Origin of the sequence: Variovorax ureilyticus (assembly GCF_037889935.1) — a bacterium.
Lineage (GTDB): Bacteria > Pseudomonadota > Gammaproteobacteria > Burkholderiales > Burkholderiaceae_C > Variovorax > Variovorax ureilyticus.
The window spans coordinates 36,780-52,379 of sequence record NZ_JBBKZU010000003.1 but is presented as its reverse complement, the minus strand read 5'-3'; the positions used below and the strand labels follow the sequence as shown (position 1 = coordinate 52,379).

14 protein-coding genes are annotated in these 15,600 nt (G+C 67.0%); 3 read left to right on the top strand and 11 right to left on the bottom strand.

Annotation, left to right across the window (positions count from 1 at the left end):
• Nucleotide 1 precedes the first annotated feature (1 nt).
• The 5 genes from WKW77_RS07630 to WKW77_RS07610 are packed head-to-tail and all read right to left on the bottom strand — an operon-like array spanning nucleotide 2 to nucleotide 6,523.
• Entirely contained in the window at nucleotides 2-487 is a 486-nt protein-coding gene (locus WKW77_RS07630; protein WP_340356258.1) for an aromatic-ring-hydroxylating dioxygenase subunit beta, read from the bottom strand.
• Complete coding sequence (locus tag WKW77_RS07625; protein ID WP_340356257.1) at nucleotides 487-1,800, bottom strand: aromatic ring-hydroxylating dioxygenase subunit alpha; 1,314 nt, start codon at nucleotides 1,798-1,800, stop codon at nucleotides 487-489. The genes WKW77_RS07630 and WKW77_RS07625 overlap by 1 nt, the downstream gene beginning before the upstream one ends.
• A 14-nt stretch (nucleotides 1,801-1,814) precedes the next feature.
• On the bottom strand, nucleotides 1,815-2,807 hold the full coding sequence (locus tag WKW77_RS07620; protein ID WP_340356256.1) for a PDR/VanB family oxidoreductase: 993 nt from the start codon (nucleotides 2,805-2,807) through the stop codon (nucleotides 1,815-1,817).
• A gap of 15 nt (nucleotides 2,808-2,822) precedes the next feature.
• Nucleotides 2,823-4,313 carry an indolepyruvate oxidoreductase subunit beta family protein gene (locus WKW77_RS07615; RefSeq protein ID WP_340356255.1) on the bottom strand — a complete coding sequence of 497 codons (1,491 nt, stop codon included), beginning with the start codon at nucleotides 4,311-4,313 and terminating at the stop codon, nucleotides 2,823-2,825.
• 17 nt (nucleotides 4,314-4,330) lie between these two features.
• Nucleotides 4,331-6,523 (bottom strand): thiamine pyrophosphate-dependent enzyme, encoded by a 2,193-nt coding sequence (locus WKW77_RS07610; protein WP_340356254.1) that lies wholly within the window; start codon nucleotides 6,521-6,523, stop codon nucleotides 4,331-4,333.
• Between the two features lie 83 nt (nucleotides 6,524-6,606).
• Between WKW77_RS07610 and WKW77_RS07605 the strand changes: the two genes are divergently transcribed.
• Nucleotides 6,607-7,149, top strand: coding sequence for a MarR family winged helix-turn-helix transcriptional regulator (locus WKW77_RS07605; RefSeq protein WP_340356253.1), 543 nt, complete (start codon nucleotides 6,607-6,609; stop codon nucleotides 7,147-7,149).
• Nucleotides 7,150-7,167: 18 nt separating this feature from the next.
• Here the strand turns inward: WKW77_RS07605 and WKW77_RS07600 are convergent, their stop codons facing one another.
• The 6 genes from WKW77_RS07600 to orn form a co-directional block, all read right to left on the bottom strand.
• Nucleotides 7,168-8,112 (bottom strand): quinone oxidoreductase family protein, encoded by a 945-nt coding sequence (locus WKW77_RS07600; RefSeq protein ID WP_340356252.1) that lies wholly within the window; start codon nucleotides 8,110-8,112, stop codon nucleotides 7,168-7,170.
• Nucleotides 8,109-8,912, bottom strand: a complete 804-nt coding sequence (locus tag WKW77_RS07595; RefSeq protein ID WP_340356251.1) for an alpha/beta fold hydrolase — start codon at nucleotides 8,910-8,912, stop codon at nucleotides 8,109-8,111. The genes WKW77_RS07600 and WKW77_RS07595 overlap by 4 nt, the downstream gene beginning before the upstream one ends.
• Nucleotides 8,909-9,895 (bottom strand): 3-hydroxybutyryl-CoA dehydrogenase, encoded by a 987-nt coding sequence (locus WKW77_RS07590; RefSeq protein ID WP_340356703.1) that lies wholly within the window; start codon nucleotides 9,893-9,895, stop codon nucleotides 8,909-8,911. Before WKW77_RS07590 ends, WKW77_RS07595 begins: the two co-directional genes overlap by 4 nt.
• 88 nt (nucleotides 9,896-9,983) lie before the next feature.
• Complete coding sequence (locus WKW77_RS07585; RefSeq protein ID WP_340356250.1) at nucleotides 9,984-11,057, bottom strand: NAD/NADP-dependent octopine/nopaline dehydrogenase family protein; 1,074 nt, start codon at nucleotides 11,055-11,057, stop codon at nucleotides 9,984-9,986.
• Nucleotides 11,058-11,281: 224 nt separating this feature from the next.
• Nucleotides 11,282-13,069, bottom strand: a complete 1,788-nt coding sequence (locus WKW77_RS07580; protein ID WP_340356249.1) for a DEAD/DEAH box helicase — start codon at nucleotides 13,067-13,069, stop codon at nucleotides 11,282-11,284.
• Between the two features lie 228 nt (nucleotides 13,070-13,297).
• Nucleotides 13,298-13,888, bottom strand: coding sequence for an oligoribonuclease (orn, locus tag WKW77_RS07575; protein WP_340356248.1), 591 nt, complete (start codon nucleotides 13,886-13,888; stop codon nucleotides 13,298-13,300).
• Nucleotides 13,889-13,978: 90 nt separating this feature from the next.
• On the opposite strand from orn, the gene WKW77_RS07570 reads away from it, so the two are divergent.
• A complete protein-coding gene (locus WKW77_RS07570) occupies nucleotides 13,979-15,238 on the top strand; it encodes a M48 family metallopeptidase (RefSeq protein WP_340356247.1) in 1,260 nt (419 codons plus the stop codon).
• Nucleotides 15,239-15,254: 16 nt separating this feature from the next.
• Nucleotides 15,255-15,593, top strand: a complete 339-nt coding sequence (locus WKW77_RS07565; RefSeq protein WP_340356246.1) for a 4a-hydroxytetrahydrobiopterin dehydratase — start codon at nucleotides 15,255-15,257, stop codon at nucleotides 15,591-15,593.
• Nucleotides 15,594-15,600: the final 7 nt, after the last annotated feature.

Below are 15,600 nucleotides of genomic sequence, written 5' to 3'. Positions count from 1 at the left end.
CCTAGATGAAAAGCTGCACCGCCGGCAGCGCCGCGTCGCAGTTGAGCAGGTTCACGCGCTTGAGTGACATGCGCAATGCGCCGTCCTGCACCGTGAGGTGATGGAAGAAGGTGCCGACGTAGAACTGCAGCTCGTCGCCCTGCGATTCGGTGTAATGGAACTCGGTGCGAACCACGTAGCGGTTGGCAGCCTCCTCGAACTCTTCGACGGTCGGCGTCTGCAGCAGGTGGTGGCAGCGGCTCGGCGGCTGCTGGGAGAAGGCGCGCGGGTTCTTCAGGCGCTCGATGCGCAGCTCTCGCAGCAGCTTGTCTTCGTAGAGATGCGAGGTGTGGTTGATGCCGTCTTCCTGGTCGGGAATCAGCGGCACCCAGTAGAAGGCGTCGTCGGTGAAGAGCGCGTTCCATTCCTCGTAGCGCTTGGCATCGAGCAGGCGCGATTCGTGGACCACGAAGTCGATGAGTTGCTGGCGCGTGATTTGGTTCTGCATCACATCGTCTCCGTCATGTACTTGGCCCAGCTCCGATATTGATTGCGCATCGGCAGTTCGTTCGTGCCGACAGTCGTGATCTCGCCGCCCTTCTTCTCCGCCGGGTCGTAGTTCCGATGCAGGCTCACCCACTCGTTCCCGCTCGCATGCAGCCCGGCCTGGATGCCGCGATAGGCCTGGAGGTCGTCATGGCCCACGACCGAGAACGGCGAGTTGATGAGGCGGTTGTACATGGCAGTGCGCTGCAGCAGCTCCGGCGGCGCGCCCTTCAGGCGGAAGGTCCAGCTCTCGACCAGGCACTTGTCGGCGGCGATCGGCTTGACCACGCGGATCGACTGGATCGCGCCCTTGATCGTGAGGTTCGGGTAATACACCGTGTTGTGGCGCGCCATGCCGAGGATCTGCGCGGTGCGCTCCTCGCCGTACTTCGCCTTCATCGCGTCGTCGTACTCGGGGATCGCCTTGTACTTGCTGTGGATGCTGAAGTGCACGCCCGTGAAACTGTGGCCGTTGTCGTAGGTGCGAACGCCCATGTCCTCGAAGAACTTGTAGTCGGACATGAAGGGCACGAACTGCTCTATCGCCATCGGCTTCGGCTCGTCGGCCGGCTTGTCGGCCCACATGGTCTTGGCGGTGCCGGCCGAGGACTCGTGCGCCACCATCGGGTGCATGGTGTCGTTGAGGTTCTCGACGAACATCTTCCAGTTGCACTGGTGGATGAAGCGCAGGCAGCCGCCGGCGATCTCCAGCTCGCCTTCGGGCGAGCGGTCGGCCATGTTGTCGATGGAGCTCAGCGAATCGCCGAAGTACTCCTCGAAGCCCGGTCCGACATCGTTGATCTTCACGAAGATGAAGCCGCGGTGGCTGCGGACGTTCTTCACCGTGACGAGGCCCTTCGCCGATTCGCACTCGTGCAGCTGCGTGCCTTCGTAGCCATTCTTCAGCGGGATCGACAGCAGCGAGCCGTCGGTCTTGAAGGTCCATGCGTGGTAGGGGCAGCGGAAGAACTTGCCCGTGTTGCCGCACGGCGAACTGACGAGCCGCGAGCCCTTGTGCGCGCAGCGGTTCATCATCACGCGCACCGAGCCGTCGGTGTGGCGCGTGATGATCAGCGGCCGGCCCGCGATCTCGTTGGTGATGTAGTCGCCGGGCTTCGGGATCTGGCTTTCATGGCCGGCGTAGTTCCAGGTGTTCGCGAAGAAGTGCTCCTGCTCCAGCTCGAACAACTCCTGGCTGATGTAGAGGTCGCGATGCACGCGATCGTCCTGCACCAGCGCGCGCACCGCATCGGGGTTGCCTCGGTAGGAAGTCATGTCGTAGGTCTCCTTCAGATGTCGAGGATCAGGCGCTGCCCCTTGGCGCGGGAGATGCAGATCTGCATCACATTGCCTTCGGCCTTCTCGCGCGCGGTGAGCACATAGTCGCGATGGTCGATCTCGCCGTCGATCACGGGCGTCGTGCACACGCCGCATTCGCCGCGCTTGCAATCGAACATCGGATCGCAGCCGTGCTCGATCAGGCAGTCGAGGATGCTCTGGTCTGCCGGCACGGTGAAGCGCTGGCCCGATTGCGCCAGCTCGACTTCGAAGGGATGGTCACCCTCTTCCACCGTAGGCGTGGTGAAGAGCTCGAAGTGCACGCGGTCATGCGTCCAGCCGCGCGCCTGCGTCTGCGCGAGCACCGCGTCGAGCATCACCTTGGGGCCGCACACATAGAGGCGGTCGCCGGCCGGGAAGCTGTCGAGCAGCGCGCCGATGTCGAATGGTCCGCCCTGCTCGGTGTCGGCATGCACCCGCAGGTCGTCGCCGAGCACCGTTTGCAACTCAGTCAGGAAAGCCATCAGGTCGCGGCTGCGGCCCGCGTAGTGCAGGCGCACCGGCAAGCCCTCGGCGCGGCGGCGTGTCGCCATGCTCGCGAGCGGCGTGATGCCGATGCCACCGGCCAGCAGCACGGTGCCGCCGGGGCCGGTGTGCAGCGGGAAGTCGTTCTTCGGCACTTCGATGGTGACGGTGTCGCCTTCCTTCAGCCGCTCGTGCATGAAGCGCGAGCCGCCACGGCCGTCGTCCTCGCGGCGCACCGCGATCACGTATTCGACGGGTGCCTGCGTGGCCTCGGGCTGCGCCGCGAAGTTGATCAGCGAGTAGTGGCGCCAGTCCTTCTTGCCGTCGGCCAGAGTGACTTCGACGCGGATGTGCGCGCCCGCGGTGAAGGCGGGAAGCACCGCGCCATCGGCGGCGCGGAGGCGGAACATCCGGATCAGCGGGTTGAGCGAACGCGCCTCGGCGACGCGCAGTTGCAGGGTGGGCAATGAGGCGGACATGAATCGTTCCCCGTTTCAGGCGAGCGCGTGCTGTGCGAGCGCGGCGCGCAGCTTGTGGCCGTGCTCGTCGGCCAGCGCCGCATCGCGCAGTTCGCGCAGGGTGGCGGGCGCGATGGCGGCGCCCGCGCGTTGCAGCGCCGCCATCACGGTGTCGTAGTTGCGCAGGCCGCGCTCGTGCGTGTCGCTGTAGCCCTTGACCAGTCGCTGGCACTGGGCGACTTCGACCGCGAGTTCCGGGTTGCGTGCGGCCGTCTCGGCGATGCGGGCCAGCCATTCCTCGATGCGGCGGTTCTCGTCCGCGTAGCGGATCGTCGAACGGCGCCAGCGCTTCATGCCGGCCACCGTGCGCAGCATCAGGTAGCCGCGCAGCGAGCTGGTCTGGATCACGCGGCCCTTCTGCGTCATCCGTTCGACGAGCTTGCGCGGCCCGGTGGAGTTCATCAGCCAACGGCCGAATCCTGCCGGCAGCGTCTCGCAGATTTCCTGAAGGCGCGGGTGCATGAACTCGTTGATCGCGAGCACCTGGCCCTGCTGGACGCGCGCTTCACCGCGCACGCGGTCGAAGCGCGTCGAGCGGGTCTTGAGCGCAGCGACGCGCGCCGTGTCTTCGTACGACATCCACAGCGCGAGATGGCGCGCCGTTTCGCGCAGCAGCTTGCCGCCGTCGTTGGCGGGCAGTGCGGCGACTGCGGCCACGCGATCGAGGTAGAGGCCGGCGTAATCGACGTCCTGGTAGTCGATGAGTCTGCGAACGCCTTCGAGCAGCACCTGTTGCACAGGGTCCGGGAAGTCGCGCTGCACGCGTTCGACCAGCGCACGCACGGCGGGATGGCGAGGCTGCGGCGCGGGCGTTGGCGGCGCTGCATGCGTGGCTTCCGCCTCGCCTTGCGCGCGAGCGAATGCGGCGCCGAAGGCCTTCAGGCTGGGCTTGACGCCCACGCCGCCGCGTTCGATGGTCGCCTCGAACTGCGCACGGCTGAACGGCAGCACACCGGCGCCGCAGAGCGCGCCGAAGAGCACCGCGCTGATGACGCTGCCCGAAGCTTCGGCGGCCTGCGCCATGTCGAAGCGGATGAAGCGCTTGGCGGCGCGCTCCGCGTGGCCGAGCAGTTCGTTGCTGTCCACGCGGCCATCGCCCATCGCGCTCTTTTCGGCGATGGAATAGACGCGGTGGGTGGAAGCGATCAGCGTGGTTCGGTCGCTGGTGACCAGGCCGCGCTGCACCGCACGGCCGGCCTCCATCAGTTCCGATGCGAGGACCACATCCACGTCACCCGGCAGCGGCATCAGCGCCAGCACCGGCTTGCCGCCCGCCGCATCGGCCTGGGCCTGCGGGAACAACTCGACGTAGTAGATGGTCGCGCCCGTGCGCTGCGCCACGCCGGGTACCGAAGTGGTCTGCGCCACGTAGCCGCTGGCCTCGCCCATGTCGACGATCCAGTCGGCGAGCACGCCGCCACCTTCCCCGCCCATGGCAAGGATTGCAACTTTTATAGGTTGAGTCATCGCTCCCTCGTATCGATTCAGAACGCGTATTCGGCGCGCCGCTTGGCCTCGCCCCTCTGCAGCCAGCCGATCACGCGTTGCCGCAGGCCGTCGCGCAGACGGTCCCAACGGCTGGGATTGCTCACGATCTGCGCCTTGTAGAACGAAGGACAGAGCACGGCCGCATGCGAGACCTCGCCGCAGACGCCGCAGCCCACGCAGCTGTCGAGCACGTGCGCCACCGGGTCGGTGCGCAGCGGATCGGGGTTCGGCTTGATCGAGAGCGACGGGCAGCCCGACAGGCGGATGCACGAATGGTCGCCCGTGCAGGTGTCCGAATCGACGCCGAACTTCTCGCGGACCTGGCGCTTGCCCTCGGCGATCGCCTTGCGCACCAGCGGCTTCTCGCGGCGCTGCCGGTTGAGCATGCATTCGGACTGCGCGACGAGCACCTTCGGGCCCTTCTGCTTCGTGGTGAGCGCGTCCTTGAGCGCATCGCGCATGCCGGCGACGTCGTAGGTGCGGCGCAGGGTCTTCACCCACTTCACGCCGACGCCGCGCACCGCGCGCTCGATCTCGTGGCCGGTGCTGCGCGTCGCGTTGACCGCCTTCGACGACAGGATGTCCTGCCCGCCGGTCGCGGAGGTGTAGTTGTTGTCGACGACGATGGTGAGGTTGTCGCTCTCGTTGAAGACCGCGTTGGCGATGCCGCTGGTCAGCCCGTTGTGCCAGAAGCCGCCGTCGCCCATCACCGAGATCGCGCGCTTGCCGGCCTGGGTGTTGAGCGCCGCCGCGCCTGCAGCGCCAAGGCCGTAGCCCATCGTGGTGTTGCCGATGTTGAAAGGCGGCAGGATCGAGAACAGGTGGCAGCCGATGTCGGCGCTGACATGGTGCGCGCCGAGTTCGCGCTCGACCAGCTTCATCGCGCTGAAGATCGGGCGCTCGGGGCAGCCGGTGCAGAAGCCCGGCGGGCGCGCATGCACGCTCTCGGCCAAGGGCCGGACAGGCTCCGAGGGCTCGGGCGCACCATCGACGCCGATCTCGGCCACCGCCTTGAGCGGAATGATCTTGCGCACCGGCGCCGGCACCGGCAGCGGCTGCAGCCGGCCATAGCGCTCGCCGAAGGTGCGCGCGCCCTTCAGCAACTCGGCCGCGGTGTATTCGCCGGCGACCGGCAGCATGTCCTTGCCGTGCAGTGCCGTACTGGAGCCCGCCTGGCGCAGGATGGTCGCGAGGTTCTGTTCGATGAAGTTGGGCTGGCCCTCTTCCACCACCAGCACCGCGCGCTTGCCTTCGCAGAAGCGCAGCACCTCGCTCTCGATGACCGGATAGGCCACGTTCATCACGTAGAGCGGCACCTTGGTGTTGCCGTAGACGTCGGCCAGATCGAGCCGTTCCAGCGCGCGCATCAGCGTGTTGTAGCTGCCGCCCTGCACGATGATGCCGATGTCGTCCGCACCTTCGGAGAAGAACTCGTTGAGCTTTCGCTCCTCGATGAACTTCACCGCGGCGGGCCAGCGGTCCTTCACCTTTTCCTGCTCGTGCAGGAAGCTCGCCGGCGGCAGCACGATGCGGCTGACGTCGCGCTGCGGGTTCTCCAGCGCCTCCTTGAGCGTGAACTTCGCACGGCGGTTGTCGCCGGCGATGAACTGTCCGTGCACATGGCAGGCGCGGATGCGCAATTGCAGCATCACCGGCGTGTTGCTGGCCTCCGAAAGATCGAAGCCCTGCTTGACCGCATCCACGATGCTCGGGAGATTCGGGCGCGGGTCGAGCAGCCAGATCTGCGATTTCATCGCGAAGGCATGGCTGCGCTCCTGCATGATCGACGAGCCCTCGCCGTAGTCCTCGCCGACGATGATCAACGCGCCGCCGGTGACGCCGCCCGACGCGAGGTTGGCAAGCGCATCGGACGCCACGTTGGTTCCGACCGTAGCCTTGAAGGTCACCGCGCCTCGCAGCGGGTAGTTGACCGAGGCCGCCAGCGTGGCCGCGGCAGTGGCCTCGCTGGCGCTGTTTTCGAAACGGATGCCGTGCTCGGTCAGGATGTCCTGCGCGTCGGCCAGCACGTCCATGAGGTGCGAAATCGGCGCGCCCTGGTAGCCGGCGACATAGGAAACACCTGACTCCAGCAACGCCTTGGTGACTGCCAGAATGCCTTCACCCCGAAACACCTCGCCGCCCGAGAGCCGCAGTTTCTTCACTTCTTCGACGAACGATCGCTCAGCCATGGCGCCCTTTCTTCCTCGGATTCATGGGATTCCAATCGAAACCCCGGTCTCTATAATGTTTAGAACTGAATGTATCCACAATCATGAATAACCCTAAACATGCAAGCGGCGTGCCCGCCGCGGACCAGGGACCATTCAACGGGGAGCGCCCCGGGCGCGGGCGCCGTTTCGTCGATGACTACCTGCCGGCGTTGCTTGCGCAGGCCAGCCAGCTCATTTCCTCCGAGTTCCATGAAGTTGCGCGCAAGCACGGCTTTTCGGTGTCCGAATGGCGGGTGATGGCGTCACTGGCCGGCGGCGAGCCGATCAGCATCGGGCAGCTGGCACAGGTCACCGTCACCAAGCAGCCCACGGTCACGCGGCTGCTGGACCGCATGGAAGCGCGCGGGCAAGTGGAACGCCTGCCCCATGAGAGTGACCGGCGTGTCACTTTGGTGCGGATCACGCGCCAGGGCTCCAAGGCGGTCGAGCATCTGATGGAGCTCGCGCGCGAGCACGAGATGCGCGTGCTCGAACCGTTCGGCCTGCAGCGCGCGGAAGAACTCAAGCGCACGCTGCGGCAGCTCATCGAGCTGCACGCGCGTGCGCCCGGCGATGCGCCGGCGGATGCGAGCGACGAGGAATAGCGCGGCGCGAGCGGGGGCTCAGCGCCCCATCGTGAGCACCGCGCGGCCGCGATGGCCGCGCTGGCTGATCCAGTCCATGGCCTGTGCGGCGCTCTCGAGTGCGAACGGCTGCACATCCAGCTTCAATCGGCCGTCGGCGAGGCGCGCCAGCAAGTCAGGGGCGGCCGCACGCCCGGCCGGTTCCCGGCGGAACATGTTCAGCGGCAGCAGCGAAACATCCCGTTGCAGGAAGTGCGCGATGTCCAGCGTGAGCGTGTTGCCGGCGGTGTAGCCGACCAGCACCGCCCGGCCCCCGGGCTTGACGCGCGCCAGCGCGGCGGCAAGCACCCCGCCTCCGACCGTGTCGACCAACAGATCGGCCGAGATCGAATCCATCGAAGATCCAGGCTCATTGCCGAGCACGAGCACCTTGGCACCGGACGGCATCCGGGCAGCTTGGGCCGCATCGGCGACGAGCGCAGTCACATCGGCCCCGGCATCGAGCGCCAACTGCACCGCGAGCGACCCGACCGCGCCGGTTGCGCCGGTGACCAGCACGCTTTCAGCGGCCGACAGGCGCGCGACATCGTGCAGCGCGACCCAGGCCGATGTGCTCGGCGAGAAGAAGGCAGCTCCGATCGCGGCCGGCACGCCATCGGGCAGCAGGCCCAGCGCCTCGTCCGGCGCATCGATCAGCTCGCACCAGGTTCCGTCGAAGAGCGTGCCCAGCCCACTGCCGCGTAGCCACACGCGCTGGCCGGACGCGTACACCGCGCTGGCAACGACCACGCCCGCAGCCTCGACGCCCGGCGTGTAGGGAAACGGCGGATGCTTCAGGAAGCTTCCGCGCCACACGGTGCGATCGATGTGACCGACGGTCGCCGCTTCCATGCGCACGAGAGTGCGGCCCGGTCGCAGCACCGGCTGCGTCACCTCCTCGATCACCGGCGGCGCGTCGAAGGCGTGCACGCGCACCGCCTTCATGGCAGCGTCTCCAGGAAATCGAGCACCGTGCGCGCGAAGGCCCCCGGCATCTGGTCGGGCAAGGGCACCATGCCGCCTTCGATGTCGACGATGCGCGCGTTCGCCAGATGTTCGTGCAGTTCGTCGGCGTGCGGCGATGCGAAGGGGTCGTCGGTTGCGCGGATCAGCAGCGTGGGTTGCGTGACCAGATGGATCCGGTCTTCCATCCGGTAGGCCGCGACCGCGCGATGGCCGTCTTCCGGGCTGCCGCTTGCCTTCAATGCATCGCGCACGAATGCTTCGAGCAGTTCGGGGCGGCCCGCCGGATAGAAGCCCTGCCTGCGCTGCCACAGCGCGGCGAGGTGGGCGCCGTCCTGGCTCGGCTCGACTTCGTCGATCGGCGGACGTTCGGCGCGCGCCTTGCGGAACGCGGCGTTCGTGTAGGGCGTCGAAGAAAGCACGAGCCCCCGCACCCGCCGGGGAAACGAAGCCGCCAGTTCGACGGCGATCACGCCGCCCGTGTGATGGCCCACGACGTCGACCCGGGCGATCTTCAACGCTTCGAGCAGTTCGCCAGCGACACGCGCCCATTGCTCGATGCTCGCCGGCGCGTCGCCCGCGGCCGAATCGCCGAAGCCCACCGTGTCCATGGCAATGGCGCGGCGATGCGCGCCGATCAGCGGCAGCACCTCGCGATATTCCATCCAGCTTCGCGGCGACTGGTGCAGGAGCAGCACCGCCGGCGCTTCGCGATTGCCGCATTCGGCATAGTGGATCTGCCCCGGCGAGAGATCCGCGAAGGCGCGCCGGATGGTCTTCATGATTGCGTTTCGCTCGCGGGCGGCTGCCACAGCCCCGCGTGCCTGAGCATGCCGAGCGTGCGCGACAGCACGTCGCGCCGGTAGGCGGGCACGTCGCGCCCTTCGTAGTCGTAGAAGCCGCTGCCGCTCTTGAGGCCCAGTCGCCCTTCCTCGACCATGCGATCGACGATGGCAGGCGCGGTGTAGCGTGCGCGGTCGATCGAGCCCGACATCTCCCGGCTCGCGTGATGCAGGATGTCGCAGCCGCCGAAGTCGATGAACTCGACCACGCCAAGCGCCGCGAAGCGCAGTCCCAGGCCGTAGCGCGTGGCCTTGTCGATCTCTTCCGCCGTTGCGGCGCCCTCCTCGATCATGCGAGCCGCTTCGTTCATGACGAGCGCCTGCAGCCTCGGCACGATGTAGCCCGGCGTCGGACCACACACCACGGGCAGCTTGCCGATCGATTCCATCAGCGCCTTGGTGCGCGCGAGCACGCCGGCATCGGTGCCCGCATGGCAGCTCAGCTCGACCACCGGGATCACATACGCCGGGTTGAGCCAGTGCATGTTCAAGAAGCGTTCCGGCCGCCGCACCATCGCCGCCAGCTCGGTCACGAGGATGCTGCTGGTGGTGGAGGTGAGGATCGCGTCGTCGCTGCAATGGCGGTTGATATGCTCGAAGGCTTCGCGCTTGGCGTCGAGCGTTTCGGGTACGCCTTCGAAGAGCAGCTCGGCCGCGGCCAGCGCGGCCGGCGCTTCGTCGGCCTTGATGAGCTCGACGCGCGCCGCGATGGCCGGCACCTGTGCGGCGTCGATCACACCGAGTTGCGACAGGCCCGAAAGGCTCGCGCTGATTTCCGCCTGGACTTCGGCGCGAAGCTTCTGCCACGCCTCGTCGCTGCGCGGGCGCAGGTCGATCAGCGAAATGCGATGGCCTGCATAGGCGAAGGCGATCGCGATGCCGCGCCCCATGCGGCCTGCACCGACCGCGGCAAAGCGGGGCAGGGATGGCCCCCTCGCTCCGTCACTGGGTGTACTCGCGGCCCCCCGAGGGGAAGTCTGTCCGTCTTGGGGCGGCCCGGCGTCGGACAGCTCATTCGCCATCGTGCAGCCTCCGGCGCAGCTCGGCCGGGGTCAGCCGGTCCAGGCCCAGCGTCTCCAGCGTTCGCGGCCCCTTGCGCAGATCGCGGCCGAGGAATCCGCCGACGATCGCCAGCAGCCCGTGCGCGATCGGTGCATCGACGCCGGCATAGCGCGCAGCCGATGCGAGGAAGGCCAGGCCGAGCTCGGTGTCTTCCGTGATGTAGCGATGGGTGTGCAGATTGATGTTCTCGCGCCAGTCGCCCGATTTCACGAGCTGCTTGTGCGCATCGCCGTACATCCACTGGTCGTTGTTGTAGTGGTCCGCGAGCGGATAGTGCGGCGCACCGTGGCCGAGCGCCTCGCGCACCGCCATGCGCTCCTGGTCGAGCTTGTCGGTCACGTCGCGCACCGCGCGCTGCGTGCCTTCGTTGTGGATGTCCCAGCGCTCGAAGTGCTGCAGCGGCGCGGCGTTCATCACCATCAGCGGCGGGTGGATGACCGGGCCGGCATTCATCAGCGCGCCCGACAGAGCATCGCCGCAGCCATGCACCGCCGGATAGGCCTTGCGGATCACGTCGATCGCCATCGCTTCCTTGCGCGCGGGGTACACGCCGGTGGGCAGGCGGATCGCGCGGATCGTGACGTTGACTTCGCGCTCGCCGTGCTTGCGCGCCAGGTAGGGCAGCGTGCCGGTCTCGGCCCAGGCCACATCGGCGCGGTTGCCCGATTCGGCCACGATGCGCGCCATCACATAGCTGCCGAAGGTGCCGGGCGGCAGGAACACCACCTGCCCGTCGACGAGATGCGGCGCCATGGTGCGCGCGATGTCGTCCTGCGCGATGGCGGGCGTGGGCAGCACGATGAGTTCAGCGTCGTTCATCGCCGCACCGATGTCGGACGTGGCGAGCGCGATCTTGACGTCACGCGCGCCGACCGCGTCCTTCAGCGTGATGGAGCCGGTGCGGATGACAGACTCCAGCGCCGCCGCATCACGGCGCCACAGACGCACTTCGTGTCCGGCTTCAGACAGGTCGGCGGCCGCCGCATAGGCGCCGTGACCACCACCAAGAATCGCGATTTTCATAGGGCAACAGAAGAAAGAATGAGGTGGACGAACCGGCGGCGAAACCGCTTCCGGAGGACTTGATGCCTCAATACATTACTTTTCAACTATTCAGGAGTCAATCAATTTTGACCCTCTGTTCGCGTTTCCGATAGGTTCCCGCAGCGGCTCCCGGAAACAAGCGGCAACAAAAAAGCCCGCGCTCTGTGCGAGCGCAGGCTTTGGCGTCGATGGCGCGGATCGGGTCAGCGGCTCGGCTTGAAGCCCCGCTTCTGCCCATCGCGCGGCGCGAAGGCCTTGCCGGCACCCGCGCCGGCGTGGCCGCGCGGGGCGAAGCCATCGCGGCGAGGAGCAGCGCCTGCAGCATTGTTGTATCCATTGCTGCGCGGCGCGCTGTCGCCCCAGCCCGACTTGCGGCCGTAGCCTTCGTTGTCGCGTCCGCCGCCGAAGCCGGCGTTCGGACCGCGCGAATTGCGGTCGTTGAAGCCGCTGGCGCCGGCATAGCCGCCGCTGCGATGGCCGCCACCGGCACCGCCACCGAACTTGCGGTCGCGCGAGTGGCCCTCGCGGCCCCGGCCGCCGAAATCGCCCTGGGGACGCGGCGGGCGCTGCTGCGGTTCGAGGCCCGGAATCACTTCCGACTTGAACTGCTGGCGGCTGTACTGCTCGATGTCGAAGATCCGGCGGCGATCGCGGAACTCGGCAAAGGTCACGGCGAGGCCGTCGCGCCCTGCCCGGCCGGTGCGGCCGATGCGGTGGGTGTAGTCCTCGGCCTTCATCGGCAGGCCGAAGTTGAAGACGTGCGTGATGGTCGGTACGTCGATGCCGCGCGCGGCCACGTCGGTGGCGACGAGGATCTGCACCTGGCCCTGGCGCAGCGCCATCAGGCGGCGGTTGCGCAGGCCCTGGCTCAGCGCGCCGTGCAGCGCCACGGCGCTGAAGCCGTCCTGCTGCAGGTCGTTGGCGAGGCCGTCGCATTCGATCTGCGTGCTCGCGAAGACGATCGCCTGGTTGATGGTGGTGTCGCGCAGCCAGTGGTCCAGAAGCTTGCGCTTGTGCTGGGTGTTGTCGGCCCAGAAGAGCACCTGCTTGATGTTGGCGTGCTTCTCTTGCGGGCTGTCGATGGTGACGCGCTGCGGCTCGCGCATCACGCGGGTCGCAAGCTGCTGGATGCGCGGCGCGAAGGTCGCGCTGAACATCATGGTCTGCTGGCGCTCGATGGTGAGCTGGTTGATCTCGGCCAGGTCGTCGGCAAAGCCGAGGTCGAGCATGCGGTCGGCTTCGTCGACGACCAGGAACTTGACCTGATCGAGCTTGATCTGCATCGAGCGCTGGAGGTCGAGCAGACGGCCTGGGGTGGCGACCACCAGGTCGGCGTTCTGCAGACGCTGGATCTGCAGCTGATAGGGCATGCCGCCGACGACGTTGGCGATGCGCAGGCCGCGGCAGTGGCGCACGAGGTCGATGGCGTCGTGGGCCACCTGTTGCGCCAGTTCGCGCGTCGGGCACAGCACCAGCGCGCCCGGCGTGGCCGGCTTGAAGTTGCGGCTGTTGGTCGGGTCCTTGCGCTTGGGCTTCTTCGGCGGCGCTTCGCCGCGGGCGGCGGCCTCGGCGGCGAGGCGCTGGAATTCGGCCTTGGCGGCCGCTTCGGCTTCGACCTGGCGCTGCAGCAGCGTGTGCAGCACGGGCAGCAGGAAGGCCGCGGTCTTGCCGCTGCCGGTCTGGCTCGACACCATGAGGTCGACGAAGCGGGTCGCGCCTTCGCCGGAACCGCTCAGGGACATGGCGCGCGGGATGGCCTGCTCCTGCACGGCGGTCGGCTTGGTGAAGCCCAGGTCTTCGACTGCGGCGATGAGCTGCGGCGCGAGGCCGAGCTTGACGAAGCCGTTGGGCTCCTTCGGCTCGTCGGCCGGGACGGCATCGAGTGCCTCGAGTTCGGCGATGGTGGAAAGGGATGCGGCTTCGCCGGAAACGGCAAAGCTGTCGGATTGCACAGGCGCGAAGTCGCGCTGCGCTTCAAAAGCGTCAGTCATCAATGAGTCTCTTACGCGAGCACTGCCGTGGGCGGCGCTCCGTCGGGTGGTCAAAAAAACATCAACCATCCAACGACTTCAACCTCGACGTTCATCGAGGTAGCGGCCCAATGTGCTGATATTCAGCGGGCGCGATGTGCAAGATAGGGAGATGCGGGAGGAATTCGCTGCTTTGGAGAAAGCCGAATCAGCGAAGCCTGCAATTATCGCACGGGCTCGGGTTTTTACCTAATCCTCTATGCGCAGGAAGGTCTCGCGGTAGTGCGCCAGTTCGTCGATCGATTCGTGGACATCCGCCAGCGCCGTGTGCGCCTGCTGTTTCTTGAAGGCATTGAAGGCCGCGGGCTTCCAGCGCTTGGCGAGTTCCTTGAGCGTGCTCACGTCGAGATTCCGGTAATGGAAGTACGCCTCCAGCCGGGGCATGTACTTCACCAGGAAGCGGCGGTCCTGCCCGATGGTGTTGCCGCACATCGGCGATCCGCTCTTCGGGATGTAGCGCGCGATGAATTCGAGCAATTGCCGCTCGGCATCGGCCTCGTCGACCGTGGAGGCCTTGACCTTGTCGATCAGCCCGCTGCGGCCGTGCGTGCCCTTGTTCCAGGCGTCCATCGCGTCGAGCACTTCGTCGCTCTGGTGAATGACGAGCACGGGGCCCTCGATGCGGGGCGTCAGATCGGGGCCGGTGACCACCACGGCGATTTCGAGCAGGCGTTCTTTCTCGGGGTCCAGGCCGCTCATTTCGCAGTCCAGCCAGACAAGGTTCTGGTCGCTCCTGCCGAGCGTGACCGCCGGTGCGGTCGTTTCGATGGATTCGGGCATCCGTCGATTGTCGTCGATGGCCCTGTCGCCGGGCGGGCTGCCCGCGGGGCGAAGGGCCGCGGGCTAAACTCGGCCGCCATGCCGACTCCCATGCCTGCATCCCTCGCCTTCACCCTCGCCTTCGCCCTCGCGCTGGTCGCAGGGCTGGTGGTGAAGTTCTGGCTCGCGACACGGCAGGTGCGGCACGTCGCCCGCCATCGCGATGCGGTGCCGGCCGCCTTCGAACAGGCGATCACGCTCGACGCGCACCAGAAGGCCGCGGATTACACGATCGCGAAGACGCGGCTCGGCGTCATCGAGATGGCCTGGGCCGCCGCGGTCCTGCTCGGGTGGACGCTGCTGGGCGGGCTGGACCTTCTCAACAGGCTGCTTCTGGATGCCATGGGCGGCGGCATGTGGCAGCAGCTCGCCCTGTTCGGCGCGTTCGCGCTCATCGCAGGCCTCCTCGAACTGCCCTTCACGCTGTGGCAGACCTTCGTGCTCGAGGAGCGCTTCGGTTTCAACAAGATGACCTGGCGCCTGTGGATCAAGGACACCATCAAGGGCGTGCTGCTCGGCGTCGCGATCGGACTTCCGCTCGCGGCACTGATCCTCTGGCTCATGCATGCCGCCGGCGCGCTCTGGTGGCTATGGGCCTGGGGCGTCTGGATGGGCTTCAATCTTCTGCTGATGCTGGTCTATCCGACCTTCATCGCGCCGCTGTTCAACAAGTTCCAGCCGCTGGACGACGCCGCCCTCAAGACCCGCGTCAATGCACTCATGCAGCGCTGCGGCTTCTCGGCCAAGGGCTTGTTCGTGATGGACGGCAGCACGCGCAGCGCACACGCCAATGCCTACTTCACCGGCTTCGGCGCGAGCAAGCGTGTGGTGTTCTACGACACGCTGCTGCGCCAGCTCAACGCCGGCGAGATCGAAGCAGTGCTGGCGCACGAGCTCGGCCACTTCAAGCACCGGCACGTGGTGAAGCGGATGGCGGCGATGTTCGCGCTGAGTCTTGCCGGCTTCGCCCTGCTGGGCTGGCTCTCGGGCCACACCTGGTTCTACACGGGGCTGGGCGTGCAGCCGAATCTCTCGGCGCCCAACGATGCACTGGCAATCCTCCTGTTCATGCTCGCGGCGCCGGTGTTCGGCTTCTTCGTCGCGCCGCTGCCGGTGCTGATTTCGCGCAGGCACGAATTCGAGGCGGATGCCTACGCCATCGCGCAGACGAGCGGCAAGGACCTGTCCGCCGCGCTGCTCAAGCTCTACAAGGACAACGCCTCGACGCTCACGCCCGATCCGGTGTTCGTCAAGTTCTATTACTCGCACCCGCCAGCGTCCGAGCGCCTCGCGCGCATGGCCGCGGCCTGATCCGGGAGCCGAAGCCATGAGCAGCATGTTGAAGATCAAGGACTGGAAGTCGCACCCGCGCCGCGCGATGAGCGCAACCGAGATCGTGGCGAGCCTCGCCCGGCTCGAAGGCTGGAAGCTCGCGGGCGACGGCCAGAATGTCGCGATCGAGAAGACCTTCACCTTCGCGAACTACTTCGAGACCATCGCCTTCGTGAACGCGCTGGCGCTGATCGCGCACCGGCAGGACCACCATCCCGATCTGTCGGTGCACTACAACCGCTGCGTGGTGCGCTTCAACACGCACGACGTGGCCGGCATCTCGGCGACCGATTTCGAGTGCGCGGCGCAGGTCGATGCACTGCTTTCGGCCTGAACCGATG

What these genes read in the sequence shown, in the direction of transcription:
- WKW77_RS07630 (WP_340356258.1), bottom strand. Translation starts at nt 487, where the DNA reads ATGCAGAACCAAATCACGCGCCAGCAACTCATCGACTTCGTGGTCCAC.
- WKW77_RS07625 (WP_340356257.1), bottom strand. Translation starts at nt 1,800, where the DNA reads ATGACTTCCTACCGAGGCAACCCCGATGCGGTGCGCGCGCTGGTGCAG.
- WKW77_RS07620 (WP_340356256.1), bottom strand. Translation starts at nt 2,807, where the DNA reads ATGTCCGCCTCATTGCCCACCCTGCAACTGCGCGTCGCCGAGGCGCGT.
- WKW77_RS07615 (WP_340356255.1), bottom strand. Translation starts at nt 4,313, where the DNA reads ATGACTCAACCTATAAAAGTTGCAATCCTTGCCATGGGCGGGGAAGGT.
- WKW77_RS07610 (WP_340356254.1), bottom strand. Translation starts at nt 6,523, where the DNA reads ATGGCTGAGCGATCGTTCGTCGAAGAAGTGAAGAAACTGCGGCTCTCG.
- WKW77_RS07605 (WP_340356253.1), top strand. Translation starts at nt 6,607, where the DNA reads ATGAATAACCCTAAACATGCAAGCGGCGTGCCCGCCGCGGACCAGGGA.
- WKW77_RS07600 (WP_340356252.1), bottom strand. Translation starts at nt 8,112, where the DNA reads ATGAAGGCGGTGCGCGTGCACGCCTTCGACGCGCCGCCGGTGATCGAG.
- WKW77_RS07595 (WP_340356251.1), bottom strand. Translation starts at nt 8,912, where the DNA reads ATGAAGACCATCCGGCGCGCCTTCGCGGATCTCTCGCCGGGGCAGATC.
- WKW77_RS07585 (WP_340356250.1), bottom strand. Translation starts at nt 11,057, where the DNA reads ATGAAAATCGCGATTCTTGGTGGTGGTCACGGCGCCTATGCGGCGGCC.
- WKW77_RS07580 (WP_340356249.1), bottom strand. Translation starts at nt 13,069, where the DNA reads ATGACTGACGCTTTTGAAGCGCAGCGCGACTTCGCGCCTGTGCAATCC.
- orn (WP_340356248.1), bottom strand. Translation starts at nt 13,888, where the DNA reads ATGCCCGAATCCATCGAAACGACCGCACCGGCGGTCACGCTCGGCAGG.
- WKW77_RS07570 (WP_340356247.1), top strand. Translation starts at nt 13,979, where the DNA reads ATGCCTGCATCCCTCGCCTTCACCCTCGCCTTCGCCCTCGCGCTGGTC.
- WKW77_RS07565 (WP_340356246.1), top strand. Translation starts at nt 15,255, where the DNA reads ATGAGCAGCATGTTGAAGATCAAGGACTGGAAGTCGCACCCGCGCCGC.